25 protein-coding genes (1 of these 25 cut by a window edge) are annotated in these 25,803 nt (G+C 65.6%); 12 read left to right on the top strand and 13 right to left on the bottom strand.

Going from position 1 to position 25,803, the window contains the following annotated elements:
- On the top strand, window positions 1-341 hold the 3' portion of the coding sequence (locus tag ACQY46_RS04225; protein ID WP_428699050.1) for a DUF2852 domain-containing protein. It extends 94 nt beyond the left edge of the window; only the last 341 of its 435 coding nucleotides appear in the window; the start codon falls outside the window, past its left edge; it ends in the stop codon at window positions 339-341.
- Window positions 342-429: 88 nt separating this feature from the next.
- Here ACQY46_RS04225 and secB read toward each other — a convergent pair whose 3' ends face one another.
- Entirely contained in the window at window positions 430-921 is a 492-nt protein-coding gene (gene secB / locus ACQY46_RS04220) for a protein-export chaperone SecB (RefSeq protein WP_306027824.1), read from the bottom strand.
- 256 nt (window positions 922-1,177) lie between these two features.
- Between secB and ACQY46_RS04215 the strand changes: the two genes are divergently transcribed.
- Window positions 1,178-2,581: an ActS/PrrB/RegB family redox-sensitive histidine kinase gene (locus ACQY46_RS04215; protein WP_428700410.1), complete on the top strand. Its 1,404-nt coding sequence runs from the start codon at window positions 1,178-1,180 to the stop codon at window positions 2,579-2,581.
- A gap of 60 nt (window positions 2,582-2,641) precedes the next feature.
- Window positions 2,642-3,196, top strand: coding sequence for an ActR/PrrA/RegA family redox response regulator transcription factor (locus tag ACQY46_RS04210; protein WP_428699049.1), 555 nt, complete (start codon window positions 2,642-2,644; stop codon window positions 3,194-3,196).
- 50 nt (window positions 3,197-3,246) lie between these two features.
- On the opposite strand, the gene ACQY46_RS04205 is transcribed toward ACQY46_RS04210, so the two are convergent.
- The 3 genes from ACQY46_RS04205 to trpS all read right to left on the bottom strand — a co-directional run bounded on the left by ACQY46_RS04205 (window position 3,247) and on the right by trpS (window position 5,977).
- On the bottom strand, window positions 3,247-4,122 hold the full coding sequence (locus tag ACQY46_RS04205; protein WP_428699048.1) for a glycosyltransferase family 2 protein: 876 nt from the start codon (window positions 4,120-4,122) through the stop codon (window positions 3,247-3,249).
- Window positions 4,123-4,262: 140 nt separating this feature from the next.
- The gene (locus ACQY46_RS04200; RefSeq protein WP_428699047.1) at window positions 4,263-4,757 is read right to left on the bottom strand and encodes an MmcB family DNA repair protein; all 495 of its coding nucleotides are present in this window, start codon (window positions 4,755-4,757) and stop codon (window positions 4,263-4,265) included.
- Window positions 4,758-4,900: 143 nt separating this feature from the next.
- The gene (gene trpS, locus ACQY46_RS04195) at window positions 4,901-5,977 is read right to left on the bottom strand and encodes a tryptophan--tRNA ligase (RefSeq protein WP_428699046.1); all 1,077 of its coding nucleotides are present in this window, start codon (window positions 5,975-5,977) and stop codon (window positions 4,901-4,903) included.
- A gap of 375 nt (window positions 5,978-6,352) precedes the next feature.
- Here trpS and hemA point away from each other — a divergent pair, with 375 nt between their 5' ends.
- The gene (gene hemA / locus ACQY46_RS04190) at window positions 6,353-7,573 is read left to right on the top strand and encodes a 5-aminolevulinate synthase (RefSeq protein ID WP_428699045.1); all 1,221 of its coding nucleotides are present in this window, start codon (window positions 6,353-6,355) and stop codon (window positions 7,571-7,573) included.
- Between the two features lie 102 nt (window positions 7,574-7,675).
- Here hemA and ACQY46_RS04185 read toward each other — a convergent pair whose 3' ends face one another.
- The 7 genes from ACQY46_RS04185 to ACQY46_RS04155 form a co-directional block, all read right to left on the bottom strand.
- Window positions 7,676-8,083, bottom strand: coding sequence for a Rap1a/Tai family immunity protein (locus ACQY46_RS04185; protein WP_428699044.1), 408 nt, complete (start codon window positions 8,081-8,083; stop codon window positions 7,676-7,678).
- A gap of 69 nt (window positions 8,084-8,152) precedes the next feature.
- Entirely contained in the window at window positions 8,153-8,434 is a 282-nt protein-coding gene (locus ACQY46_RS04180; protein ID WP_428699043.1) for a DUF2160 domain-containing protein, read from the bottom strand.
- 23 nt (window positions 8,435-8,457) lie between these two features.
- Window positions 8,458-9,258 (bottom strand): carbohydrate ABC transporter permease, encoded by an 801-nt coding sequence (locus ACQY46_RS04175; protein ID WP_428699042.1) that lies wholly within the window; start codon window positions 9,256-9,258, stop codon window positions 8,458-8,460.
- Between the two features lie 13 nt (window positions 9,259-9,271).
- Window positions 9,272-10,135: a carbohydrate ABC transporter permease gene (locus tag ACQY46_RS04170; protein WP_417769090.1), complete on the bottom strand. Its 864-nt coding sequence runs from the start codon at window positions 10,133-10,135 to the stop codon at window positions 9,272-9,274.
- A 13-nt stretch (window positions 10,136-10,148) separates the two neighbouring features.
- Window positions 10,149-11,228 (bottom strand): ABC transporter ATP-binding protein, encoded by a 1,080-nt coding sequence (locus ACQY46_RS04165; RefSeq protein ID WP_428699041.1) that lies wholly within the window; start codon window positions 11,226-11,228, stop codon window positions 10,149-10,151.
- 12 nt (window positions 11,229-11,240) lie between these two features.
- Window positions 11,241-12,308, bottom strand: coding sequence for an ABC transporter ATP-binding protein (locus ACQY46_RS04160; RefSeq protein WP_428699040.1), 1,068 nt, complete (start codon window positions 12,306-12,308; stop codon window positions 11,241-11,243).
- Window positions 12,309-12,526: 218 nt separating this feature from the next.
- Complete coding sequence (locus ACQY46_RS04155) at window positions 12,527-14,263, bottom strand: ABC transporter substrate-binding protein (RefSeq protein ID WP_428699039.1); 1,737 nt, start codon at window positions 14,261-14,263, stop codon at window positions 12,527-12,529.
- 190 nt (window positions 14,264-14,453) lie between these two features.
- Here ACQY46_RS04155 and ACQY46_RS04150 point away from each other — a divergent pair, with 190 nt between their 5' ends.
- From ACQY46_RS04150 to ACQY46_RS04135, 4 genes are read left to right on the top strand one after another with little or no spacing between them, the layout of a single operon-like run.
- Entirely contained in the window at window positions 14,454-15,281 is an 828-nt protein-coding gene (locus ACQY46_RS04150) for a DeoR/GlpR family DNA-binding transcription regulator (protein WP_428699038.1), read from the top strand.
- A complete protein-coding gene (glpD, locus tag ACQY46_RS04145) occupies window positions 15,278-16,831 on the top strand; it encodes a glycerol-3-phosphate dehydrogenase (protein ID WP_428699037.1) in 1,554 nt (517 codons plus the stop codon). Before ACQY46_RS04150 ends, glpD begins: the two co-directional genes overlap by 4 nt.
- Window positions 16,832-16,876: 45 nt before the next feature.
- Window positions 16,877-18,085 (top strand): CaiB/BaiF CoA transferase family protein, encoded by a 1,209-nt coding sequence (locus ACQY46_RS04140; RefSeq protein ID WP_428699036.1) that lies wholly within the window; start codon window positions 16,877-16,879, stop codon window positions 18,083-18,085.
- Entirely contained in the window at window positions 18,082-18,885 is an 804-nt protein-coding gene (locus tag ACQY46_RS04135) for a citryl-CoA lyase (protein WP_428699035.1), read from the top strand. Before ACQY46_RS04140 ends, ACQY46_RS04135 begins: the two co-directional genes overlap by 4 nt.
- Here the strand turns inward: ACQY46_RS04135 and ACQY46_RS04130 are convergent.
- Together ACQY46_RS04130 and ACQY46_RS04125 are read right to left on the bottom strand one after the other, a co-directional pair.
- Window positions 18,870-20,348 carry a sensor histidine kinase gene (locus ACQY46_RS04130; RefSeq protein WP_428699034.1) on the bottom strand — a complete coding sequence of 493 codons (1,479 nt, stop codon included), beginning with the start codon at window positions 20,346-20,348 and terminating at the stop codon, window positions 18,870-18,872. The genes ACQY46_RS04135 and ACQY46_RS04130 overlap by 16 nt on opposite strands.
- On the bottom strand, window positions 20,341-21,018 hold the full coding sequence (locus ACQY46_RS04125) for a response regulator transcription factor (protein WP_428700409.1): 678 nt from the start codon (window positions 21,016-21,018) through the stop codon (window positions 20,341-20,343). Before ACQY46_RS04125 ends, ACQY46_RS04130 begins: the two co-directional genes overlap by 8 nt.
- Before the next feature lie 172 nt (window positions 21,019-21,190).
- On the opposite strand from ACQY46_RS04125, the gene ACQY46_RS04120 reads away from it, so the two are divergent.
- The 4 genes from ACQY46_RS04120 to ACQY46_RS04105 all read left to right on the top strand — a co-directional run bounded on the left by ACQY46_RS04120 (window position 21,191) and on the right by ACQY46_RS04105 (window position 25,676).
- Window positions 21,191-22,291, top strand: a complete 1,101-nt coding sequence (locus ACQY46_RS04120) for an ABC transporter substrate-binding protein (protein ID WP_428699033.1) — start codon at window positions 21,191-21,193, stop codon at window positions 22,289-22,291.
- 250 nt (window positions 22,292-22,541) lie between these two features.
- On the top strand, window positions 22,542-23,522 hold the full coding sequence (locus ACQY46_RS04115) for a Bug family tripartite tricarboxylate transporter substrate binding protein (protein ID WP_428699032.1): 981 nt from the start codon (window positions 22,542-22,544) through the stop codon (window positions 23,520-23,522).
- 93 nt (window positions 23,523-23,615) lie between these two features.
- Window positions 23,616-24,134: a tripartite tricarboxylate transporter TctB family protein gene (locus ACQY46_RS04110; RefSeq protein WP_428699031.1), complete on the top strand. Its 519-nt coding sequence runs from the start codon at window positions 23,616-23,618 to the stop codon at window positions 24,132-24,134.
- Between the two features lie 3 nt (window positions 24,135-24,137).
- On the top strand, window positions 24,138-25,676 hold the full coding sequence (locus tag ACQY46_RS04105) for a tripartite tricarboxylate transporter permease (RefSeq protein ID WP_428699030.1): 1,539 nt from the start codon (window positions 24,138-24,140) through the stop codon (window positions 25,674-25,676).
- The last annotated feature ends 127 nt before the right edge of the window (window positions 25,677-25,803 follow it).

Below are 25,803 nucleotides of genomic sequence, written 5' to 3'. Positions count from 1 at the left end.
TCGGCTTTGTCGTCTTCTGGCCGCTGGGACTGGCAATGCTCGCCTATATCCTGTGGGGCGACCGGCTTCCCGGTCTTGCCCGCGAGGCGCGCGCGCAATGGGATGCAAATCCCGTTCGTCGCGGCTTCGAGACCGGCATGTCCCGCAACACCGGCAATGCGGCGTTTGACGACTACAGGAACCGCGAACTGGGACGGCTCGAGGAAGAGCGGGCCCGGCTCGACCGGATGCGGGCGGAGTTCGACGACTTCCTGAGCGAGCTGCGCCGGGCGCGGGACCAGGAGGAGTTCGACCGCTTCATGGCCAATCGAGGCCGCGGGCCGGTTGGTGACGAGACCTGAACCGGCGGGACGTTCCTTCAAGACATGAAAAAAGCCGCGAACCTCAGGGTTCGCGGCTTTTTCGTTTCATCGATGACCGGCAGTCGGATCAGTTCGGCTTCTGCTCGGCCGCCGCCTGCGCCTGGTCGGCGTTCTGGCGATAGAGCGCCGCAAAATCGATCGGGTCCAGCATCAAGGGCGGGAAGCCGCCATTGCGCGAGGCCTCGGCAAGGATGTTGCGGGCGAAGGGGAACAGCATGCGCGGGCACTCGATCAGCACGAACGGATGCAGGTGCTCCTGCGGCACGCCGAGAACGCGGAACAGGCCCGCATAGACCAGCTCGATGGCGAAGACCGCCATGGTCGAGGTCTTCGCGCTGGCATTGAGCGTCAGCACGACCTCGAACTGGTTCTCGCCCATCGGCTGGGCCGAGACATTGACATTAATGTCGAGCTTCGGCTGCTCCTGCGGCTGCAGCGAGCCGGGTGCATTCGGGTTTTCGAAGGACAGGTCCTTGATGTACTGGGCGATGATGCTCATGCCCGGCGCACCGCCGGCTTCGTTGCCCTGGCCAGCGGCCGCGTCGTTGGTATCGCTCATTCGTCGGTATCCTGTCTCGGCAGTGATGCAATGTCTGGCGCGGACAAGCCGGGCCGGCAAAATGCCCCGCTCCCCGCGCGGGATCGAAGGTTCCGCTAGCATGCCGGGACGGCGCAGCACAAGGCCTGATTGGCCGGAACCCGGCCGCGCGGCGACCCGTGCGCGCCGCTTCCAGGGCATTTGACGTTGCCGGTCCGGCGCGCCACAAGGTTCAGGAGCAGGCACTTGCCGCCCTGACAGGACCTTGAAGGACATGATGCCGGAAACAGACCCGCCCGAACTGGGTTCGCCGCACCGCCGGCTGAAACTCGACACGCTGGTGCGGCTGCGCTGGCTGGCGATCGCCGGCCAGACGGCGGCCCTGCTCTTCGTGCATTTCTATCTGGCCTATCCCCTGCCGCTGTCGCTCTGCGCGGCGCTGGTCGCCGCTTCCGCCTGGCTCAACATCTTCCTGAAGGTCCGCTCGCCGCAGTCGCAGCGGCTTTCGGAACGCTCCGCCACGCTGCAGCTCGGCTACGATCTTGCCCAGATGGGCGGGCTCCTCTACCTCACCGGCGGGCTGGGGAACCCTTTCGCGTTCCTGCTTCTGGCCCCGGTGATGGTGTCGGCCACCGGCCTTTCGGCGCGCAAGACGGTCTATCTGGGCCTGCTGGCCGCCGGCATCGCCACCGTGCTCGCCGTGTTCCACCTGCCGCTCCCCTGGCCGGACGACCAGACGTTCCGGCTCCCGCCCGTCTACGCGACGGGCGTGTGGATCGCGCTGGTCTGCTCGCTCGCCTTCATGGGCGCCTATGCCTTCCGGGTGGCGGAGGAGGCGCGGCAACTGTCCGATGCCCTGACGGCGAGCGAGCTGGTGTTGGCCCGCGAGCAGCACCTTCACGCCCTTGACGGACTGGCGGCCGCGGCCGCCCACGAACTGGGCACGCCGCTTGCCACTGTGTATCTGACAGCAAAGGAGCTGGTGCGCGATCTTGAGAGCGCCGCCGGAGAGTTGCCCGCCCCCGACGCGCTGCGCGAGGATCTCGCGCTGATCCTGTCGCAGGCGGAGCGTTGCCGCGACATCCTTTCGAAACTGTCCTCGCTGCCCGACGACCGCGACCGTCACTTCAAGGGCGAGAAACTGTCGCATCTGATCGAACAGGTGATCGAACCGGCGCGCGCGTTCGGAACGCGGATCGAGGTCGATGCCGGCGGCGAGGGAGCCGAGCCTCTGGTCTGGCGCAATCCGGCCATCCATTACGGGCTCGGCAATCTTCTGGAGAACGCCGTCGACTTCGCCGAAAGCCTGGTCACCATCACCGCCCGCTGGACCGCTGCGAGCGTGGTGATCGAAATCGCCGATGACGGAAACGGTTTTGCGGCCGACGTGATCACCCGCCTTGGCGAACCCTATGTCACGGCACGGGGCAACCGGGAGGGCCGCCCGGGCCAGGGCGACATCGCCGGAGGCCTGGGACTGGGTTTCTTTATCGCCAAAACGCTGCTGGAACGCACCGGGGCGGACCTGCGCCTGCGCAACCGTCCGCCGCCCGGGCGCGGCGCTATCGTCCGCGTGGCCTGGCCCCGCGACGGCCGCTCCCCGTGGCAGGAAGGCGCGGGCGCAAATGCCGCAGACATAGGCAACCACGCGGATTTGCCCCCCGCGCAAACGCACATATAAAGACATCAATACAGGATCCGGCAACAGTCGGACCGATACGGGAAAACGCAGGACGGCGGCATGAACGAGCGGTCACAGACAGAAGACGCGACACCGAGAACCCTGCTGATCGTCGATGACGACCGGCCTTTCCAGCAGCGTCTGGCGAGAGCGATGGAAAAACGGGGCTTCGTCACCGAAACCGCGGACAGTGTGCGCGAGGCGCTGGACAAGGTGAGGATCGCCGCGCCGGAGTTCGCCGTCGTCGACATGCGGCTTGAGGATGGCAGCGGTCTCGACGTGGTCGAGGCCGTGCGTGCCCGCAGGCCCGATGCCAGGGTGGTGATCCTGACCGGCTACGGCAACATCGCCACCGCCGTCACCGCCGTGAAACTCGGGGCTGTCGATTATCTGGCGAAACCCGCGGATGCCGACGACGTGCTTGCGGCGCTGACATCGACTGACGAGGAAAAGGCGGCGCCGCCGGAAAATCCGATGTCGGCGGACCGGGTGCGCTGGGAGCATATCCAGCGCGTCTATGAACTGTGCGACCGCAACGTTTCGGAAACGGCCCGGCGGCTGTCCATGCACCGGCGCACCCTGCAGAGGATCCTGGCCAAGCGCGCCCCGCGCTGACCAGGGCAACGAGGCAGGTCGCCGGCAAGGTCAGTGGCGGGGTTTCGGGCTCAGTCCACCGTTTCGCCATGTCCGTAGAACCGGGGCTTCATGCCCGACAGGCCGACAAGGATGCCGACGGCCGCCGCCAGGTCGACGCCGGCACGCCGCGCGCGCCAGCCGGCACGCGGCGACCAGAACAGGTGATTGACCGCGTAGGCGAGTTTCGCCAGAAACTCGTGCAGACCCGCCGCCACTGCGCCGGCAAGCGTGGCATTTTCCTTGCGCGCACGATTTCCGAAATAGACGCCGTCGCGCAGCCCCCGCCGCAGGATGTAGCGCAAGGTCGCACGCTCGGCCGGCACGATGTCGTAGACGCGCGCCGAAGAGACCACCCCGTAGCGCGCGCCGTTGCTTGAAAGCCTGCCAAGGAACTCGTGATCCTCACCCCCCGTCACGGCATAATCGGGCTGGAACCAGTCGCCCTCACTCTGCGGCAGGCAGGCCAGGCGCAAAAACAGGTTTGCCGTCGTCGGCGTCTCGCACGCCTCGGCAAAGAAGCCGCCGGCGACGATCCAGCCGGCCGGCCTTTCCACGAACCGCGGCTCGATGGGACCGATCTGGATGTCGGCACCGCTCAGTTCGGCGGCCGCAAGATGCGCGGCGAGCCAGTCTTTGTCCGCGCATTCGTCATCATCGATAGAGGCGAGGAAGTCCGCGCCGCTCTCGCGGGCAAGATGCAGGGCACGGTTGCGGACAGCACTCAGCCCCGGCTCGCGCACCCGCTCATGGACAATGTCGAGCACATTTTCGAACGCCTCGACCACGGGCCGGGCCGCGACGCGGCCATTGTCGACGACGAAAACGCAAAACCTTGCCCCGATGCTCTGGTTCACAAGGGACTGCAGCGTACCGCGAAGCTGCTCGTGACGGTCGCAGGTGCACACTGCCACACAAATCCGCACATCCGCCCGCCCTGCTGCAACCGCAGTCGACGGTATTTCCATGCCAGATCCCCGCGCCGCTCGCGTTTCCGCAGGTTTAGTCGCAAAGGCCTGCAGGGATTGCAACGGAAAAACGCGGTCGTTCAGCCCAAACCGCCAGCGGAGGTGCGAAGGTCGGGGTCCAACGCGTCGTGCAGGCGATTGGCCGCGGCCTGGGCGAAGCGAAGCAGCACCGCCTTGCGGGTCGCCGCCGGCAGCCTGTGCTCGGGAGCCGATCGCAGAACCTCCGCGAAGTAGCCATCGGACAGGATCAGGCCCGCGTCCGGCGGAAACACCTCTGCGGGAACATCGGCATGGCTTGCAAAGAAAAGCCGGTCGCAATGGGCGCGGTAGTCCGGCCACTTCGTGTCGGCACGGAAATCGGCAAGCGAGGACTTCACCTCCACGATCCACACGTCCCCTTTCGGTCCGACCGCCGCAAGATCCGCCCGCCGCCCGGAAGCCAGCGTCAGTTCACCGACGCAGGCGAAACCCGCGGCGCGCAGCATCCGTGCCGTTCCACGCCAGACCCGCGCGGCGGCGTCCGACTGACGCCCGTCACTGAGGGGGTCATCCAGCAGGATCCGGTTGGTGATCATGGATACGGGTTTCCGTTCGCGAGATTGTTCCGTCTTTGTTCCGGAGAAGATTAGTCCCCCGCACCCGCAACTGGCAAGGGCCGCACCGGAAATCCGGCGCGGCCCTTGCGTATCGCTCGCTATCGTCGAGAACGGCCAGCCGTTCAGCGGCACTCCAGGAAGCCGCAGATGCGGCGCGCATCGTGCAGGATCGGTTCGGCGATGGCGCTGGCCCGTTCGGCGCCGTCGCGCAAGACGGCATGGATATGGTCCGGTTCGGCCATCAGGCGGTTCATCTCGTCGGCCATCGGCGCCAGCTGCTCCACTGCCAGATCGGCCAGGGCCGGCTTGAACACCGAGAACGGCTGGCCGCCGAAATCGGACAGCACCTCGTCCTTCGTCCGGCCCGAGAGCGCCGCATAGATCCCCACGAGATTGGCCGCCTCTGCACGATCCGCCAGCCCTTCGATGTCGCCCGGCAACGGCTCGGGATCGGTCTTCGCCTTGCGGATCTTCTTGGAGATCTCGTCGGCCGTGTCGCGCAGGTTGATGCGCGACAGGTCGGAGGGATCGGACTTCGACATCTTCTTGGTGCCGTCGCGCAAAGACATGATCCGGGTCGCGGGACCTGCGATCATCGGCTCCGTCAGCGGGAAGAAGAGTTCCCCCGGCAGTTCCGGGCTCGGCGTCGGGTTGGGCACACCGACGCCCAGTTCGGCGATCCGCTCGGCGAAGTCGTTATTGAACTTCTGGGCAATGTCGCGCGTCAGTTCCAGGTGCTGCTTCTGGTCATCGCCAACCGGCACATGGGTCGCCCGGTAGGCAAGGATGTCGGCCGCCATCAGCGTCGGATAGGCGAACAGCCCGACGGACGCGTTCTCCCGGTTCTTGCCCGCCTTCTCCTTGAACTGGGTCATGCGGCTCAGCCAGCCCATGCGGGCGATGCAATTGAAGATCCAGGCGAGCTCGGCATGCTCGCGGACCTGGCTCTGGTTGAAGATGATCGCCTTCTTCGGATCGATGCCCGCGGCCAGATAGGCCGCCGTCACTTCACGCGTGGCGACCGTCAGGGCGGCCGGGTCGTGCTTGACGGTGATCGCATGCATGTCGACGACGCAGTAGATCGTCGGCATCTCGTCCTGCAGCGGGACGAAACGCGAGATCGCGCCGAGATAGTTGCCGAGATGGAGATTGCCGGTGGGCTGTACGCCGGAGAATACGCGCGGCTGGAACTGATTCAAGAAACTGTCCCCCAGTTTGGACCTCGGGTTGAACGCGACCGGGCCTTTCCCGTGCCGCGCGCGGCAGAGTTGTACCGCGTTTGGCGGGTTATGGCGAAGCCGATGCCTGAGCGCAAGGCGGAAGCCGGGACGGCGGCGTTTTCCGCAATTCCCTTGCGTTGACGCCACAGTGCCGGCCTCCTCGCGCGGGCGCCTGGCCGGCCCGCGATCCGGCGCGCCTGCGTCGAAACGACCCTTCAGGGATATTCCCAATTCACCTTGCCCATGTATATGGGCTATAGACTGGAACGAGACTAAAGTGCGAGCGTTTGAATGCACGCGGGAATCGGCGGACAATCTTCGCCAGGGTGGTAGCAAGAGGTCCCGGAGGCCGGAATGGATTACGAGAGCTTCTTTCGACGCGAGATCGAAGGGCTGCATACAGAAGGTCGGTACCGGGTTTTCGCGGATCTGGAGCGTCATTCCGGAAGTTTTCCGAAGGCTACGCGCTATACGCAGGACGGGACCCACGAGGTCGCCGTGTGGTGCTCGAACGACTATCTGGGCATGGGCCAGAGCCCGATCGTGACCGACGCGATGCATGAAGCCATCGACCGCTGCGGCGCGGGAGCGGGCGGCACGCGCAACATCTCCGGCACCAACCACTATCATGTCCTGCTTGAGCAGGAACTTGCCGACCTGCACGGCAAGGAAGCCGCCCTTCTGTTCACCTCCGGCTACGTTTCCAACTGGGCAGCGCTTGGAACCATCGCCGCGCACCTGCCGGGCTGCGTGGTGCTGTCCGATGCGCTCAACCATGCCTCGATGATCGAGGGCATCCGGCATTCGCGTGCCGAAAAGCGTATCTGGAAACACAATGACGTCGCCGACCTGGAGCGCCAGTTGGCCGAGATCGAACCGGGCCGTCCCAAGCTCGTCGCTTTCGAGAGCGTCTACTCCATGGATGGCGACATCGCGCCGATCCGGGAGATTTGCGACGTTGCCGAGAAATACGGCGCCATGACCTATCTCGACGAGGTCCATGCCGTCGGCCTTTACGGCCCGCGCGGCGGCGGCATCGCCGAGCGCGAGGGGCTGATGGACCGGCTGACGGTGATCGAGGGCACGCTCGGCAAGGCCTTCGGCGTGATGGGCGGCTATATCGCGGCCTCCGCCGCGCTTTGCGACTTCGTCCGTTCCTTCGCCTCCGGCTTCATCTTCACCACCGCCCTGCCGCCGGCGCTGGCGGCCGGCGCGCGCGCCTCGATCCGCCATCTTAAGTCGGCGGAAGGCGAGCAGTTGCGGGCTCGCCATCGCGAGCGCGTCGCCACCTTGCGGCGCAAGCTCGATGCGGCCGGCATCCCGCATATTGTCAATCCGAGCCATATCGTCCCGGTGATGGTCAAGGATCCGGTGAAGTGCAAGATGCTCTCCGACATCCTGCTCGACACTTACGGGATCTACATCCAGCCGATCAACTATCCGACCGTGCCCAAGGGGCTGGAACGGCTGCGCATCACTCCCTCGCCGCTGCATGGCGACGGCGACATTGACCGCCTTGTGCGCTCGATCGAGGCCCTGTGGTCACAATGCGCGCTGGCGCGGGCCGTCGCCTGACGACCGGCCCTTTGCCGAAACGAACAAAAGCGCCGGATCTTCCGGCGCTTTTTTGTTGAGGCTTTCTGCCGCGACTTGGCATCGCCGGACGGTGTGTGGGACTCAGCGGGTGTAGGCCGGCATCTGCGCACATGCGGGCCAGGCCGCCCTGAAGGCATCATAGACAAGCATCGGGCCGCTGGCCGACACGCGCTCGGGATGCTTTTCGAGATGCTCGATCACGACCTGCCGAAGGCCGTTGGCATCGGTGCCGGGCGGGACGCAATTGGCCCGCCCCAGCAGGAAGGCGTCCAGCGTTCCCTGAAGGTAGCCAAGGCAGAACGTCACCGCGACGGCGTTGGCTCGAGGATCGGCCCGGCAGATACTGGCGACCTGCGCACCGCTTTGCCATCCGTCGGCCCGCGCCGCAGACGCACCAACGGCACAGGCGAGCGCGGCGAATGCAAGGCCGAAGGAGATCCCTGCCGCTCGCAACCCGCCCGCGCCCCGCATCGCTTTCCTGCCAATCATCCCGTCTGCCCCGGACCGTTTACCTCCCGGTAACAATCCCGGGAGTCGCCGGATCAGGCAAGCCCGGCCCTAAACCCAGCGAAAGACGCAACCGGCATAGATGACCGCAATCGCCAGCGGCGCCCAGAGCGGCGTTCCGACGAGACCGAGCCATGCAAGGAAAATGAACGCGCTGCCAAGCAGCGAGATGAACAACCTGTCGCCGCGTGTCGTGTCCAGCCCGAGCGCGCCATGGCGCGGGCCGCCGCCGGGGGCGACGTACTCCCACACGGACATCGCGGCGAAGCACAGCGCAATGAAGATGAAGAAGGCGGCGGTCGGCCCGGTCCAGGCCATCCAGCTCAGTCCCATGACATGTCTCCCAGACGAGCCGCCTAGACGCGGCCGAGCGCGAAGCCCTTGGCGATGTAGTTGCGAACGAAATAGATGACGAAGGCACCGGGGATGATGGTCAATGTTCCCGCCGCGGCGAGAAGCCCCAGCTCATAGCCGGACGTGCTCGCCGTTCGCGTCATCGTCGCCGCGATCGGTTTCGCCGCGACGGAGGTCAGCGTCTTCGCCAAGAGCAGTTCCACCCAGGAGAACATGAAGCAGAAGAACGCCGCGACGCCGATGCCGGCGGCGATGGTCGGCACGAAGATCTTCAGGAAGAACGACCAGAACGAGTGACCGTCCACATAAGCGGTCTCGTCGAGCTCCTTCGGCACGCCGGACATGAAGCCCTCAAGGATCCAGACCGCGAGCGGAATGTTGAACAGGGTGTGGGCCAGCGCCACGGCGACCGGCGTGTCGAACAGGCCGATCGCCGAATAGAGCTGGAAGAAGGGCAGCGCGAAGACGGCCGGCGGCGCCATCCGGTTGGTCAGCAACCAGAAGAACAGATGCTTGTCGCCGAGGAAGCGGTAGCGCGAGAACGCATAGGCCGCCGGCAACGCCACCACGACCGAGATCGCCGTGTTGATCAGCACATAGGTCAGCGAATTGACATATCCCATGTACCAGGTCGGATCGGTGAAGATCGTCACGTAGTTCTCGACCGTGAACTGGTTGGGAAACAGCGTGAACGACCCGAGGATCTCGTTGGTCGTCTTGAACGACATGTTGACGAGCCAGTAGATCGGCAACATCAGGAAGAGGATATAGAGCGCCGGAACGAGGCGTGACATGCGTTTCATCGGACAGTCTCCGTCACTGCTGCTCGTTGCGCATCATCAGGGTGTAGAACACCCAGCTGAGCAACAGGATGATGAGGAAGTAGATGAGCGACATGGCGGCCGCCGGCCCCAGGTCAAACTGGCCGAGCGCGATCTTGACCAGATCGATCGAGAGCAGCGTTGTCGCGTTGCCCGGTCCGCCGCCGGTCAGGACCGAAAGCTCCGTGTAGATCATGAAGCTGTCCATGAAGCGCAGCAGCACCGCGATCGTCAGCACCCGCTTCATCTTCGGCAGCTGGATGTAGCGGAAGATGGCGAAAGGCCTCGCCCCGTCGATCTTGGCCGCCTGGTAATAGGCGTCCGGAATCGAAACGAGGCCCGCATAGGCGAGCAGAACCACCAACGACGTCCAGTGCCAGACATCCATCAGGATCAGCGTGAACCACGCATCTCCCGGCTGTCTGGTGAAGTTGTAGTCGAAACCGAGCGCGTTGAGGCTGCGGCCGAGCAGGCCGATATCGGGCAGGGCAAAGATGTTCCACATCGCGCCGACCACGTTCCACGGAATGAGCAGCGGCAAGGCCATCAGCACCAGGCAGACGGGAACCCAGGGGCCCTTGCGCGGCATGGTCAGCGCGATGGCGACCCCGAGCGGTATCTCTATGAGGAGGATCGTGAAGGTGAAGATCAGCTGCCGGGTCAACGCGTCATGGAAACGCGGGGACCGCAGGATCTGCTCGAACCAGGTCACGCCCGCCCAGAAGAACACGTTGTCGCCGAACGTTTCCTGGACCGAATAGTTAACCACCGTCATCAGCGGAATGATGGCGTTGAAGGCGACGAGCGCCACCACCGGAAGGACGAAGAGCCAGGCCCTGTTGTCGTGTGTCTTGTTCATCTCGCTCTCCCCCTCAGGCCACGATCCAGCCGTCGCGATAGACGGCGGTCCGCTCCGGATCGAAGCGCAGGGCGGTCTCCTCGCCCGGAATATCGGCGCCTTCGGGCACAAGCAGCTTGACCGCCTGGCCCGCGGCCTGCGCCTCGACGATGCGATAGCGCCCGGCATCGCTGACCTTCACGACCCGTGCCGGAAGGACACCGTTCTCGCCTTTCTCCGCGAAGGTCACGAATTCCGGGCGAACCCCGACCTCCAGCCGGCCGGCGGCAGCGGCCAGATCGCCCCCGGATGTCGTTCGCAGGGCAACGCCATTGACCCGGGCGCCGCCGTTCGAGACATCGCAAGGCAGCACGTTCATGCCTGGCGAGCCGATGAAATGGCCGACGAACGTGTGCTGCGGCCGCTCGAAGAGCTCGACCGGCGTGCCGATCTGCACGACCTCGCCCTGGTTCATGACGACCACCTTGTCGGCGAAGGTCAGTGCCTCGGTCTGGTCGTGGGTCACGTAGATCATCGTGGTACGCACCCGCTGGTGCAGCTCCTTCAGCTTCGAGCGGAGCTGCCATTTGAGGTGCGGGTCGATCACCGTCAGCGGCTCGTCGAACATGATCGCGTTGACGTCCGAGCGCACGAGGCCCCGGCCGAGCGAGATCTTCTGCTTGCCATCCGCCGTCAGTCCGGCCGCCCGGTTCGCCAGCATGTGCGTCAGGTCGATCATCCCGGCGATCTCGCGCACGCGGACGTCGACCTCCGCCTCCGGGACGCCGCGGTTGCGCAACGGGAAGGCAAGATTGTCGTAGACCGTCATGGTGTCGTAGACGACCGGGAACTGGAAAACCTGGGCGATGTGGCGCTCGTCCGGCGGCAGATCGGTGACGTCGCGTCCGTCGAACAGCACCCGTCCCCGGCTTGGCCGCAGCAGGCCGGAAATGATCGACAGAAGCGTGGTCTTGCCGCAACCGGAAGGACCGAGCAAGGCATAGGCCCCGCCGTCCTCCCATTCGAGATTGAGCTCCTTGAGCGCCCAGTCGCTTTCGGAAGCCGGATTGGCCACATAGGCGTGGCGCAGGGTGTCGAGTAGGATTTTCGCCATGTCCGCTTCTCCCTAGGCCACGATGCGCCGGCCGTCCGCATCGAAGACCATCGCCTTGGCCATGTCGGCATAGAGGCGCTGCCGCGTGCCCACCTCGAACGGATGGATGCCATGCGACTGCGAGACCCATGTCTCGCCGTGCACGACGAAATGAATGATGCTTTCCGAACCGGAGAGTTCCGTCACCAGAACCTCGCCATCCACGGCAACCGCCATATCGCCTTGCGGCGCCGGCGCCACATGGTGCGGCCGCACGCCGATCGTGTAGGCACCGTCGGCGAGCCCGGCATAGGCGGCCGGAACCGCGAAGTCCTCTCCGGCGGCAAGACGGAACCTTTCGCCCGTCTTGGTGACCGCCGCGACATTGATCGGCGGGTCGGAAAAGACCTGCGCGCTCGTCAGGTCCAGCGGATTCCTGTAGATGTCGCCGGTCGACCCGAACTGCGTGACGCGCCCTTCGAATAGACAGGCGGTCTGGCCACCGAAGAGCAACGCCTCGACCGGCTCCGTCGTCGCATAGACGACAATGCAATCGCGGTTGGCGAACAGGCGGGGGAGCTCGTCGCGCAATTCCTCGCGCAGCTTGAAGTCGAGATTGGCCAGCGGCTCGTCGAGCAGGACAAGGTCGGCGTCCTTGACCAGGGCGCGGGCCATCGCCGTGCGCTGCTGCTGGCCGCCGGAGAGTTCCGAGGGCCGGCGTTCCAGCATCGGCGACAGCTTGAGCAGTTCCGCCATGGTGCCGACGCGGCGCTTGATCTCGTCCTCGGCGATCCGCGCAACGCGCAGCGGCGAGGCGATGTTGTCGTAGACGGACATGTTCGGATAGTTGATGAACTGCTGATAGACCATCGAGACATTGCGGTGACGCACCGAAACGCCGGTCACGTTCCTGCCCGAGAACCAGACCTCGCCGGAGGTGGGGCGCTCGAGGCCGGCCATCAGTTTCATCAACGTGGTCTTGCCGGCGAGCGTGGTGCCAAGCAGGATGTTGAAGCTGCCCGGCTCGCACACGAGGTCGGTCGCATGGATATGGGTCTCGGCGCCGGCGCGCAGGCTTACGCGCCTCAGTTCAAGGGACATCTGTCGGCCGCCCTTTTTGGATGTGACGATGATCGTGTCCGGACAGCGGTTCCGGTGCCGCGCCAGGTCTCGGACGACGGACAGGACCCTTCTGCGCCTCGCCGCCGGCCGGGACCGGACAGCCGCACACCCGAAACGGTGAATGCCGGCGCGATAGGATCTTTCCGGGAGATGGACCCGGGGTCGCCCCCGGGTCGCTCAGTCGCGGAAAACCGCGATCAGTTGGAGGCCCACTGCTTGACGAGCTCATCGTAGTTGATGGTTTCGCCCTTGGGCTTCTCGTTCTCCAGCTTCGCCTTTGCGCCACCCTTGCCGAGCCATTCGGACGGATCCTTCGGCTCGTTCAGGCGCGGTCCGCAACCACCATAGGTGTTGCTCGCCTCGTCGGCCCGCTGCATGCGGCCCATGATGGTGTCCATCTCGCCGGCGAGACGATCCATCGCCTCCTGCGGCGTGAAGGCGCCGGAGTTCACGTCACCGATCTGCTGCCACCAGAGCTGGGCAAGCTTCGGGTAATCGGGAACGTTGACGCCGGTCGGGGTCCACTGGTCGCGTGCGGGCGAGCGGTAGAACTCGACGACACCGCCAAGCTTGGGGGCACGTTCGGTGAACGACTCGTGCCGGACCGAGCTGTCGCGGGCGAAGGTCAGGCCAAGATGGCTCTTCTTCAGATCGACGGTCTTCGAGGTGACGAACTGGGCATAGAGCCATGCGGCCTTGGCCCGGTCGGTCGGCGTGGATTTCAGGATCGTCCAGGATCCGACGTCCTGGTAACCGACCTTCTGACCCTCTTCCCAATAGGGACCGTGCGGGCTCGGAGCTGCGCGCCACAGCGGCGTGCCCTCGTCATCCACGGTGTTGTTGCCTTCCGACTTGGGCTTGACCATGTCGGCGAGGAACGCCGTGTACCAGAAGATCTGCTGGGCGACGTTGCCCTGGCTGAGCGCGGGAAGCGACTGGTAGAAGTCGTAGTCCGCCGCACCCGGAGGCGCGTATTTGCGCAGCCATTCGTCCCACTTGGCGATCGCGTAGACCGCCGCCGGGCCATTGGTCGCCCCGCCGCGCGCAACCGAGGCGCCGGACGGATTGCACGACCCCTCCTCCATGCGAATGCCCCATTCGTCGATGGGACGGCCATTCGGCAGGCCCTTGCTGCCGGCACCGGCCATCGACAGCCAGGCGTCGGTCATGCGCCAGCCCAGATCCGGGGCACGCTTGCCGTAGTCCATGTGGCCGTAAATGCGGACGCCGCCGACTTCCTTGACGTCCTCGGAGAAGAATTCGGCGATGTCCTCATAGGCCGACCAGTTGATCGGCACGCCGAGATCGTAACCGTATTTCGCCTTGAACTGCTCCTTCAGGTCTTCCCGGTCGAACCAGTCCTTGCGGAACCAGTAGAGGTTCGCGAACTGCTGGTCGGGAAGCTGATAGAGATCGCCATCCGGCCCGGTGGTGAAGCTCAGCCCCATGAAGTCGTCGAGATCGAGCGTCGGCGACGTCACGTCCTTGGCCTCGCCCGCCATCCACTTGGTCAGGTTGACCGCCTGCTGGAGGCGCGAATGCGTGCCGATGAGATCGGAATCGTTGACATAGGCGTCGTAGAGATTTCGGTTCGTCTGCATCTGCGTCTGAACCGCCTGCACCACCTCGCCCTCGCCGAGGATCTGGTGGTTGACCTTGATGCCGGTGATTTCCTCGAAGGCCTTGGTCAGAACGCGCGATTCATAGTCATGTGTCGGAATGCCCTCCGACAGGACGTTGATCTCCATCCCGCTGAACGGCTCGGCTGCCTTGATGAACCAGTTCATTTCCTCCATTTGCTGATCCTTTGTCAGCGCGGAGGGTTGAAACTCGCTATCAATCCACTTCTTGGCCTCCTCGGAACCGGCAAACGCCGCACCCGAACCGGCAAGAAGAGCGACGGCCGCAACGGCCGTCAGCATCTTATGTCGCATGTGAAGTCCTCCCTTGCATTGCTGCGGCTTGACTATCAAACGAAAAAAAGCGAACGTCAACCCGAAAACCTGCTTGCCATTTTTTACCCAATCGAGGCAAAATCTGGCTGTTCCTAGCGCCTTACTGCACCTGCGAACGAAATCGATGCAAAACAATCAAGAATATCGAAAAAAAACGAAAGGCCGGTAGATGGAGCCGGTTACCCCTCGCCAAACAGAGATTCTCGACCGCGCGCGACGCGCTGGCCGGGTCGACGTGGACGGGCTGGCGCACGAGTTCGACGTCACCCCCCAGACAATCCGGAAGGACCTCAACGAACTGTGCGAACGAGGCATGTTGCAGCGGGTGCATGGCGGCGCGGTGCTGCCGTCGGGGATCGCCAACTATGCCTATGACGCGCGGCGCCAGCTTGCCGCCGACGAAAAACGGCGGATCGGTCTGAGGGCCGCCGGACTGATCCCCGACAATGCCTCGATCATGCTGAACATCGGCACGACGACGGAGCAGGTCGCCCGCGCCCTGCGCCAGCATGACGGGATCATGGCGATCACCAACAATATCAATGTCGCCAACATCCTGCGTGCCGCTCCGGCGATCGAGGTGATCATCGCCGGCGGACAGGTGCGCCCCTCGGACGGTGGCATCGTCGGCGAGGCGACGGCCGACTTCATTCGCCAGTTCAAGGTGGACTACGCGCTGATCGGCGCCTCCGCCATCGACGCCGACGGCACCATCTTCGACTACGACTTCCGCGAGGTGCGCGTGGCTCGCGAGATCATCACCCATGCCAGGCAGACCATCCTGGTCGCCGACAGCATGAAGTTCGAGCGCAGCGCCCCGGTGCGGATTGCCCATATGTCGCAGATCGACATCTTCGTCACCGACAAGATGCCGCCCGGGCCGGTGCTCGACATCTGCCGTGAGCATGGCGTGCGTGTCGAGGTGGCCGGAGAGGGCAGCACCACGGAGACCGCTGCGGCGGCACTGGAAGACGGGCCGGGAGGCCACTTGGAATGAGCGAACCACGAAAACGCAGCGACTTCGATATCCTGATCGTGGGAGGCGGCATCAACGGTTGCGGCATCGCGCGCGACGCGGTCGGCCGAGGCTATTCGGTTTGCCTGGCGGAGATGAACGACCTTGCCAGCGGCACATCCTCCTGGTCGACGAAGCTCGTTCATGGCGGCTTGCGCTATCTCGAGCATTACGAATTCCGGCTCGTGCGCGAGGCCCTGAGCGAACGCGAGCTGCTATGGGCAAACGCGCCGCACATCATTCGCCCGCTGCGCTTCGTGCTGCCGCACCAGAGGGGCCTCAGGCCGCGCTGGATGCTCCGGCTCGGGCTGTTCCTCTATGACCATCTTGGCGGCCGCAAGCTGCTGCCGGCAACCCGTACGCTCGATCTGCGCCACGATCCGGCGGGAGCCCCTCTCAAGGACGGTTTCTCCACCGCCTTCGAGTATTCCGACTGCTGGGTCGACGACGCGCGGCTGGTGGTTCTCAACGCCCGCGACGCGCAGGCCCGCGGCGCGCAGATCAACACCCGCACGAAGGTTGCCTCGGCCGAGCGCGCCGACGGGCTCTGGCACGCGACCCTTCAGGACACCCGGGACAACTCCACGCGCGAGGTGAGTGCGCGCCTCCTCGTCAATGCGGCCGGCCCCTGGGTCGACCGATTGCTGGAGGGTGCCCTGAAACGCAATGACGCCCACAATGTCCGGCTGGTGCAAGGCAGCCACATTGTCGTCCGCAAGCTGTTCGACCACGACCGCGCCTATATTTTCCAGAATGCCGACGGGCGCATCATCTTCGCCATTCCCTACGAGCAGGATTTCACCCTGATCGGCACGACCGACCGCGACTATGACGGCGATCCGGCCGACGTGGCGGCGACCGAAGAGGAAATCGTCTACCTGGCGGATGCCGCCAGCGAGTATTTCCGCCAGCCGATCCCCCGAAGCGACGTGGTGTGGACCTATTCCGGTGTGCGCCCGCTCTTCGACGATGGCGCCTCGAAGGCCCAGGAGGCGACCCGCGACTACGTGTTGCGGCTCGACAGCGGAGGCAAGGGGACCGAAGCACCGCTGATCAACATTTTCGGCGGCAAGATCACCACCTATCGCCGCCTCGCCCTGTCCGTGATGGAACAGATTGAGGAGGCGATCGGCGGCGGCGGCCCGGCCTGGACGGCGAAGGCCGCGCTTCCCGGCGGCGACTTCCCGACCGAGGGCCTGGCCGAGCTGACACGCTCCCTGGCGAAGGGACGCGAGGCGCTTCCCGGCGGACTTGTCGAACGGCTCGCGCGCAACTACGGCACCCAGGCGCATGCGATCCTCGAAGGCGTCGCCACGCAGGAGGACCTGGGCGAGCATTTCGGCGGCGGCCTCTTCGCCCGCGAGGTGACCCACATGATGGACCACGAATGGGCTCGCGAGGCCGAAGACGTCTTGTGGCGGCGCAGCAAGCTCGGCCTTCGGCTTTCGAAGGAGGAGGCGGCAAGGCTTGGCCGCTGGATGAAGGAGCGCTATAGCGGGAAACGTTCCGCGCGCGATGCACGCCAGGCCTGACGGGCCGGCTTACCCCAGTCGGCGCGGCGAACCGAAAGGCGCTTCATGGACGCTTCGCCCGCCACTCCGCTTTCCGGCATCCGCGTGCTCGATCTGACGAATGTGCTGTCCGGGCCGTTCTGCTGCCATCAGCTTGCGCATTTCGGCGCCGAGGTGATCAAGATCGAAGTGCCGGGACGCGGCGATCTTGCGCGCCAGCTCGGCGCCGACCCGGAACTCAACGCCGCGGACATGGGCGTCTCGTTCCTGGCACAGAACGCCGGCAAGAAAAGCCTGACGCTCAACCTGAAGAGCCCGCGCGGCGTGGAGTTGCTGAAGCGGCTCGCCGCCACCGCCGACGTGGTCGTCGAGAATTTCAGGCCCGGCGTGATGGATCGCCTCGGCGTCGGCTTCGACGACCTTGCGCCACTCAATCCACGGCTCGTCTATTGCGCGATATCGGGCTTCGGCCAGGACGGGCCGATGCGCGCCATGCCCGCCTATGACCAGATCGTGCAGGGGCTTTCCGGCATCATGTCGGTCACCGGCGATGCCGAAACGGCGCCGCTGCGTGTCGGTTATCCGGTCTCCGACACGATCGGCGGCATGACCGCCGCTTTCGCCATCTGCGCCAGTCTCGCCGGACCGCGCGAGAAACCTGTCTTTCTCGACATATCGATGCTGGAGGCAACCCTCGCCACGATGGGGTGGGTCGTTTCCAACTGGATGATTGCCGGCCAGCGTCCTGCCGCCCATGGCAACGAGAACACGACCTCCGCGCCCTCCGGAGCGTTCCGTGCACGGGATGCCGCACTCAACATCGCCGCCAACAAGGACGAACAATGGCGGTTGCTGTGCGAGGAGCTGGATCGTACGGACCTGCTCGACCATCCCGACTACGCCACTCGCGAGACGCGCAAGGCCAATCGCCATGCCCTTCGCGCCGAGATCGAGAAGAGCCTCGCCTCCCGCGATGCCGCCGACTGGGTCGCACGGCTCAGCCGTCGCGGGATCCCGGCCGGCGAGATCCTCACGGTTCCCGAAACGCTCGCCCATCCGCAAGTGGCCGAGCGCGGCATGATTGCCGAGTTCAGCGAGGTGCCGGGCGTCGGCCGGCCCATCCGCACGATCCGCACCGGCATCAAGGTCAATGGCACGCCGCCATCCGTCGACACACCGCCGCCGGTGCTGGGGCGCGACACGGTCGATATCCTGGAAGAGCTTGGCATCACCGCCGAGGAAATCGAGCGGCTGCGACAGGAAGGCGCGATATGAGCGAGAACAAGGTCACCGACCCGGTCGCCGACTGGTGGCACACATCCATCATCGACATGGAACCCGGCCGGATCGCCTTTCGCGGCCATCCGGTGGAAGAGCTGATCGGCACTCTCTCCTTCCCGCAGATGATCTGGCACATGGTGATGGGCACGCCGCTCGACGCGGGCCGCGCGCGCCTCTTCGAGGCCGCACTCGTCGCCGCTGTCGACCATGGGCCCCAAGCGCCCTCGATTGCCGCTGCGCGGATGGCCGCCACGTGCGGCGTCGGTCTCAACAACGCGATGGCGACCGGGGTCAACATGCTCGGCGACGTTCATGGCGGGGCCGGTGAACAGGCCGTGGCGCTCTACCAGGACATCGACGGGCGATCGGAAGCCTGCGGGCTTGAAGACGCCACCACACAGGCCCTCGATACCTTCCGCGCCAACAGGGGCAAGTTCATCCCCGGCTTCGGCCACCGCTTTCACAAGCCGGTCGATCCGCGCGCGCCGCGGCTTCTGGGCCTTGTCGACGAAGCCGCGGCCATCGGTTCGGTGTCCGGGCGGTTCGCCGCGATCGGCCGCGCGGTTGAAGCGCGCCTTGCCACGGAAAAGGCCAAGCCCGTGCCGATGAACATCGACGGGGCCACTGCCGTGATCTTCGCCGAGCTCGGTTGCCCGGCGCCGTTGGCACGCGGCTTCTTCTGCCTGTCCCGCTCGGTCGGCATCCTCGCCCATGCGTGGGAGCAGACCTGCCAGGGCGGGCGCAACAAGGGGCCGACGCCGCCGGCCCATCGATGGACCTATGACGGCGTCTGATCCGGCGCCGTCGGCAGTGTGATGCGCACTCGCAGCCCGCGGCCAGTGCCGCCTTCGGACAGTTCAAGCCGTCCGCCCGCCAGCGCGGCGATCTCCGCAACGATGGCAAGGCCAAGCCCGGCGCCATCCGCATCCCCCTGCGACGACAGCCGTTCGAACCGCTTGACCGCCCGCGACCGGTCTGCGGGACGGATGCCCGGACCGTCATCCTCCACCTCGAGAACGGCAACCCCTCCGCGAGGCTCGACACGCACCGTGGCGGCATGCCCCGGACCGGCATAGGCAATCGCGTTCTCGATAAGGTTGCGCAGCATTTCGCCGATCAGCATGCCGTTGCCGCGCACGGCCGGACCGAGGGTGCCGGCGGCCGGTCCCTCATAGCCGAGATCCAGACCCGAACGCGCCGCAACAGGCTCCATTTCGGCCGCCATCCTGCGCGCCAGCCGCGCCAGATCGACGCTTTCCCCACCGGGCCGGTCGACCGAGACCTCGTCGACCCGGGCGAGCAGCAAGAGCTGGGCAAGCGTGCGTTCGCTCTGGGCGACAGCCAGGTCGGCCGTCCTCAGAGCCGCCAGCATCGCGTCGCGCCCCTCGGCCCGGCGGGCAAGCTCGATCTGCGTGCGGATGATCGTGAGCGGTGTCCTGATCTGGTGCGAGGCGTTGCCGGTGAAGCGCCGAAGCGCGGCCAATGAATCCGACAACCTGGCCATGAAGCCGTTGATCGCGCCGACGAGCCGGTCGACCTCGCGCGGCACCGAATGACGGATCGGACGCAGGTCGTCCGGGCTGCGGCGGTCGAGCGCCTCCTCGAGCCGCGCCAGCGGGCGCAGGCCGCGGCGAATGCCGAGCAGCACGGCGACGGCCGCGATTGCAATCAGCAGCACCTGCCGGGCGGCCGAATTCAGAAGCACGTCGCGGGCAAGGTCCCGGCGGGCGGTGGTCGTCTCCGCCACCGCAACCCGATAGGCGATCGAGCTGTTGCCGGAGGAGGCGGCTCCCGAGAGAATCACCATGCGGATCGGCTCGCCGCGGAAGACCGCATCGGCAAACCGCGGCTGATGGGCGACCTGCGCCGCCTCCCCCGCTTCGGGCACCGGCAGGTTGCGATAGCCGGTCACGAAGGTTCCCGGAGGCCCCTCGACACGGTAGAAGACCCGGTCCTCGGCGGCGCTGGTCAGCATTTCCAGGGCGACGTAGGGCACGTCGATCTCGATCGCGCCGTCATTGCCGACCGCGACGCGCTCGGCAATAGCCAGGGCCGAGCCGGTCAACACGCGGTCGAGCACGGTGTTCACGGTCTCCCTTGCCTCGCGATAGGTGTCGAGGAGGTCGTAGGCGGCAAGCAGGCTCAACGGAGCAAGCAGCCAGACCAGCAGGCGGGCGGAAAGCGAGCGCGGACCACGGCGGCGAAGAGCACGCGCGTCACGGCCCCCGGCCTCCTGTCCCGGCGGCGGCTCAGCCATGCCCGTCGGTCGCCTCGAGCGCATAGCCAAGCCCGCGCGCGGTACGGATCCTGAGGCCGCAGGGCTCCAGCCGCTTGCGCAGACGCGAGATGTACTGTTCGACCGCATTGTCGGAGAGATCCGCGTCGAACTCGCTCAGTCGCTCGCTGATATGCTGCTTGGACACGACCCTTTCCGGACGCTGAACAAGGATCTGCAGCACATTCAGTTCCCGCGCCGTCAGGTCGAGCGGCCGCCCGTCGACCGTCGCGATCCGCTCTGTCAGGTCGAAGACAAGACGGCCGCATTCGAGGCGGCCGCCCCGGGCACCGGCATGCCGGCGCAGCACCGCACGGATACGCGCTTCCAGTTCGCCGAACTCGAAAGGCTTGGTCATGTAGTCGTCGGCGCCCAGATCAAGGCCCTTGATCCGCTCATCGAGCGCCCCGCGCGCGGTGAGCACCAGCACCGCGCAAGGCAGGCCGCGTGACCGGATCGTGCGCAACAGCGTCATCCCGTCGGTGTCGGGCAGCGACAGATCGAGAAGCACCAGATCGAAGGCATCGGTCGCAAGGGCCGCCTCCGCATCTTCGCCCTCATGCACGGCATCGACCGCATAGCCCGCCCCGCGCAGCATCTGCGTCAGGCCGTCGGCAAGCGTACGGTTGTCCTCGACGATCAGCAGGCGCACCTGGGCCACCCTTTCGCAATCCGTTGGCGTTTCCAGCCGAAGATCTCATGCCTTCGTGCGGCGAGTTTAACCGCAGGCGCGCAACACAGCGCAAGCGGCGATTGGCACGGGGTCCGCGTTCGGTTGCGGCCATGCTTGTTTCGCTACGCCGGATCGCCGCATACTCGCACCCATGATGCGATCCCTCTCGACCTGGGCCATGGCCCTGCTGCTCCTGCTCGCCGGCGCCCACGGCCTTGCACGCGCCGACATGACGGAAGCCCCCTCGGTCAGCCTCGAACCGCTTTCCCCGTCAGGCGACGCTCGTGTCCTGCGGATCTATTCCTCGCTCGACGCGAAGATCGCCGCCCCCTTGCTCTCCGCGTTCCGGGCGACACGACCGGGCATCGGCATCGACTATTTCGAGCTCCAGACACAGGACATCTATGCCCGCATCATCGAGGAGAGTGACGAGGCCGGGCTTACCGCGGATCTCGCCTATTCCTCGGCCATGGACCTTCAGGTGAAGCTGGCAAACGACGGTTACGCCCAGAGCGTCCGGCTGCCGAACGCCGGTGCCCTGCCCGAGTGGGCGCAGTGGCGCGACACGGTCTACGGCACCACCTTCGAACCGGCGGTGATCCTCTATCACAAGCCGTCCTTTCTCGGAACCGAGCCGCCCCGGACACGCCCGGACTTCGCCGCCTATCTCAAGGCGCGCGAGGCGGAAACCTATGGCCGGGTCGGCACCTACGATGTGGAACGGGCCGGCGTCGGCCTGTTTTTCCTTGCCCGGGACAGGGAGCACAATCGCGAAATCTGGGATCTCTTCAACGCGCTCGGCGCCAGCGGCGTGAAGCTCTATTCCAACTCCTCGGCGATCGTCGAGCGGGTCGCCGACGGACGCTTCGTCCTCGGTTACAACATTCTCGGCTCCTATGCCTCCGCCTGGGCGCGCACCGATCCGGATCTCGGGATCGTGCTGCCGGAGGACTATACGGTGGTCATGTCGCGCACCGCGCTGGTCCCCCGCAACGCCGCCGCGCCGGATCTTGGCGCCGCCTTTCTCGATTTCCTCGTCTCGCGCGAAGGCCAGAAGGTGATCGCCGAGCAGGTCGGCCTTCCCGTCCTGCATCCCGACCTCGATGGAGAGAACACCGCCAACGCCATGCGGCGCGCCTTCGGCAATCGCCTGCGCCCCATTCCCGTCGGACCCGCGCTCGTCGTCTATCTCGACCAGGTCAAGCGCAACCGGCTGATCGAACGCTGGAACCGTGCACTGAAGGTCCAATAGGCCGCGCGACGCCATCCGCGCTGCGTTGCACCTTTTCTTTTTGCGACGCAGCGTCAGCTTCACGTCAGCCAGCCATGTCAGTCTTTCTCCATCGGCGCCGACTACGGAGACGGCATTTGCGATCCGCGGAGACGGGAGGAACCGTTCGCCTGCGCGCATTCGCAGCCGTCGCCGCCGCGCCGCTTGTGTTTGCAAAGGCAACAGTCACCGGCCGCCAGCCGCGGTCCACGGTGATCCTGGGAGGAAAGACATGACCAAGACGACACGGCGCGGCCTTGCGGCCGCCGCAACCGCGTTCGGCCTCTTGTTTGCGGCCACCACCGCGCAGGCTGCGGATCTCGACAAAGTCCACTTCATCATTCCCGGCGGCGCCGGCGGCGGCTGGGACAGCACCGCACGCGGCACCGGCGAAGCCCTGACCAAGTCCGGTCTCGTCGGCCAGGCATCCTACGAGAACATGTCGGGCGGCGGCGGCGGTCTTGCCATTGCCCACCTGATCGAGATCGCCGGCAAGGCCGATGACACGATCATGGTCAACTCGACCCCGATCGTCATCCGGTCCCTGCAGAAGGTCTTTCCGCAGTCCTTCCGCGACCTGACCCCGATCGCCGGAACGGTGGGCGACTACGCCGCGATCATCGTCGCCAAGGACAGCGACATCGCCGACTTCGGCAGCCTCGTGAGCGCAGTCAAGGCCGATCCGACCAAGATGCCGATCGGTGGCGGGTCGGTCGCCGGCGGCATGGATCATGTCGTCGCCGCGATGGTGATGAAGGGCGCGGGCGCGAGCCCCACCTCGGTGAAATACGTGCCCTACGATGCCGGCGGCAAGGCCATGGCAGGCCTTCTCTCGGGTGAGATCAAGGCGCTGTCGACGGGCTTCGGCGAGGCGATCGAGCTTGCCAAGCAGGACCAGGTGCGCATCCTGTGCGTCACCGCGGCAGGTCGTGTCAACGCCGCCAAGGACGTGCCCACCTGCGACGAGGCCGGCGCGACCGGCATCGAGTTCATCAACTGGCGCGGTTTCTTCGGCGCGCCGGGGATGAGCGCCGACAAGCAGCAGGCCTATATCGCGGCTTTCGCCAAGATGTACGAGACCCCGGAATGGGAAGAAGTGCGTGCCCGCAACGGCTGGGTGAACATCTTCAATCCGGGTGAGGACTTCTCTGCCTTCCTGGAAAAGCAGGAAAAAGAGATCGCCGACCTGATGAAGGAACTCGGCTTCCTCTGATCGCGGCAGGACGGGCGCGCGCCGGTCATCCCGGCTCGCGCCCTTTTTGCAGGCATCTTCCCCTCGACCCTCTTGCACAGATCGGCCCAAGCCATGCTGACCCGCGACCGTATCGGCGCGCTTCTCATGCTCGCCTTTTCCATCGGCTACGGCGTGATGATCTTCCGGATTCCGCTGCTGCCGTTCCAGATGAACGACGCCTTCACCGCCCGCTCGATGCCCCAGGCACTCGCCGTTCTGGGTTGCGTGCTGTCGCTCGCCATCCTGTTCAAACCGATGAGCGACGCCGACCGGACCGAAAACGCACGCTGGGTGGATGCCATGAAGCACCTTGCCCGGCCGATCGCCGGCCAGGGCTTTCCCCTGATGCGGGTCATCGTGCTTTGCGGCCTGATGGTCTTCTACGGCCTGACGGTCCGTCCGCTCGGCTTCCTGGTCTCGACGTCCGTGTTCCTGATCACCTGCATGCTGGTTCTGGGCGAGCGGCGCTTCATCATGGTTCTGCTCTCCTCGGTGAGCATCGTCGTCTTCTTCTGGGTTCTGATGACACAGTTTCTCGGCGTCTATATCGCGCCGCTGCCCGAAGTCCTTGTCGACATGATCGGAGGCTGAGCCATGCTTGACGGTATTCTTGTCGGTCTGTCGACCGCCGCTTCCCCGATCAACATCCTGATGGTGGCGGTCGGCTGTTTCGCCGGAACCTTCATCGGCATGCTGCCGGGCCTGGGTCCGATCTCGGCCATCGCCCTGATGATCCCGATCACCTACGGCTTCGAACCGGCCACAGGCATGATCCTGATGGCCGGCGTCTATTACGGCGCGATCTTCGGCGGTTCCACGTCCTCGATCCTGATCAACGCCCCTGGCGTCGCCGGCACCGTGGCGACCGCTTTCGACGGCTATCCGATGGCCAAGCAGGGTCATGCCGGAAAGGCGCTGGCGATCGCTGCCTATTCTTCCTTCTCCGGTGGCACCATCGCAGCCCTGTTCCTGCTCGTCGCGGCGCCTTCGCTCGCCGTCGTCTCGCTTGCTTTCCAGTCGACCGACTATTTCGCCCTGATGGTCCTCGGCCTCACCGCCGTTGCCGCCTTCGCGGGACGCGGCAAGGTGCTCAAGGCGCTGATCATGACCGTGCTCGGGCTCATGTTGTCGACAATCGGCACCGACGAGACGCAGGGCATGCAACGCTTCACCTTCGGCATTCTCGATCTGATCGACGGCATTTCCTTCCTGCTGCTGGCCATGGCGACCTTCGCCCTGTCGGAAGCGCTGATGTCCGTCCTCAGGCCGAAAACCCCGGAGGAGGCCGCGCGCGAGAAGGATGCCAATGCCAGCCTCGGCTCGATGCGTCTCAACAAGGAGGAAGTGCGCGAGATGGTGCCCGTCATCGGCCGGTCATCGATCCTCGGCTTCTTCGTCGGCGTCCTGCCGGGAGCCGGCGCGACGATCGCATCGTTCCTTGCCTACGGCATGGAGCAGCGGATCGCCGGCCCGATCAAGGGCAAGCTGTTCGGCCACGGTTCGATCCGCGGCCTTGCCGCTCCGGAGACAGCCAACAACGCCGCCTGCTCGGGCTCCTTCGTGCCGCTTCTGACCCTCGGCATTCCGGGGTCGGGTACAACGGCGATCATGCTCGGCGCGCTGATTTCCTACGGCGTGCAGCCGGGGCCGCGCCTGTTCACCGACAACCCGGAAGTGTTCTGGTCGGTGATCATCTCCATGTATCTCGGCAACGTGATCCTCTTGGTGCTGAACCTGCCGCTGATCCCCTACATCGCCCGTGTTCTGGCCCTGCCGCACACCGTGCTCGTGCCGATGATCCTGTTCTTCTCCCTGATCGGCGTCTACTTCGTCACCTTCAACACGTTCGACATCCAGTTGATGGTGATCTTCGCGGTCGGGGCGATGGTGCTCAGGCTTCTCGACATGCCAATGGCGCCGATGTTGCTCGGCTTCATCCTCGGCGGCATGATGGAGGAGAACCTGCGCCGGGCGCTGATCATCAGCAATGACAGCTGGGCCTTCGTGTGGGAGCGGCCGCTGACCGCCACGATCCTGGCGATCGCCTTTCTGATCCTGGTGGTGCCGATGCTGACGCCGATGCTCGGCCGGTTGATGGCACGCCGCCGGGACGCTGCCGGCGAAGGCGGCTGAGAACCGGAACTGTCCGCCGCGACGGCAACGCCGCCAAGACAGGAAAGGCCGCCGGGACCGGATCCCGGCGGCCTTTTTGCTTGTTGAAACGACCGGCCGGCTCGCGAAGCGGCGGGCCTGTCCGCTT

The sequence above is a fragment of the Stappia sp. genome, assembly GCF_965276915.1.
Lineage (GTDB): Bacteria > Pseudomonadota > Alphaproteobacteria > Rhizobiales > Stappiaceae > Stappia.
The sequence above is the reverse complement of the archived record's forward strand: the minus strand, read 5'-3'. Positions and strand labels throughout refer to the sequence as shown.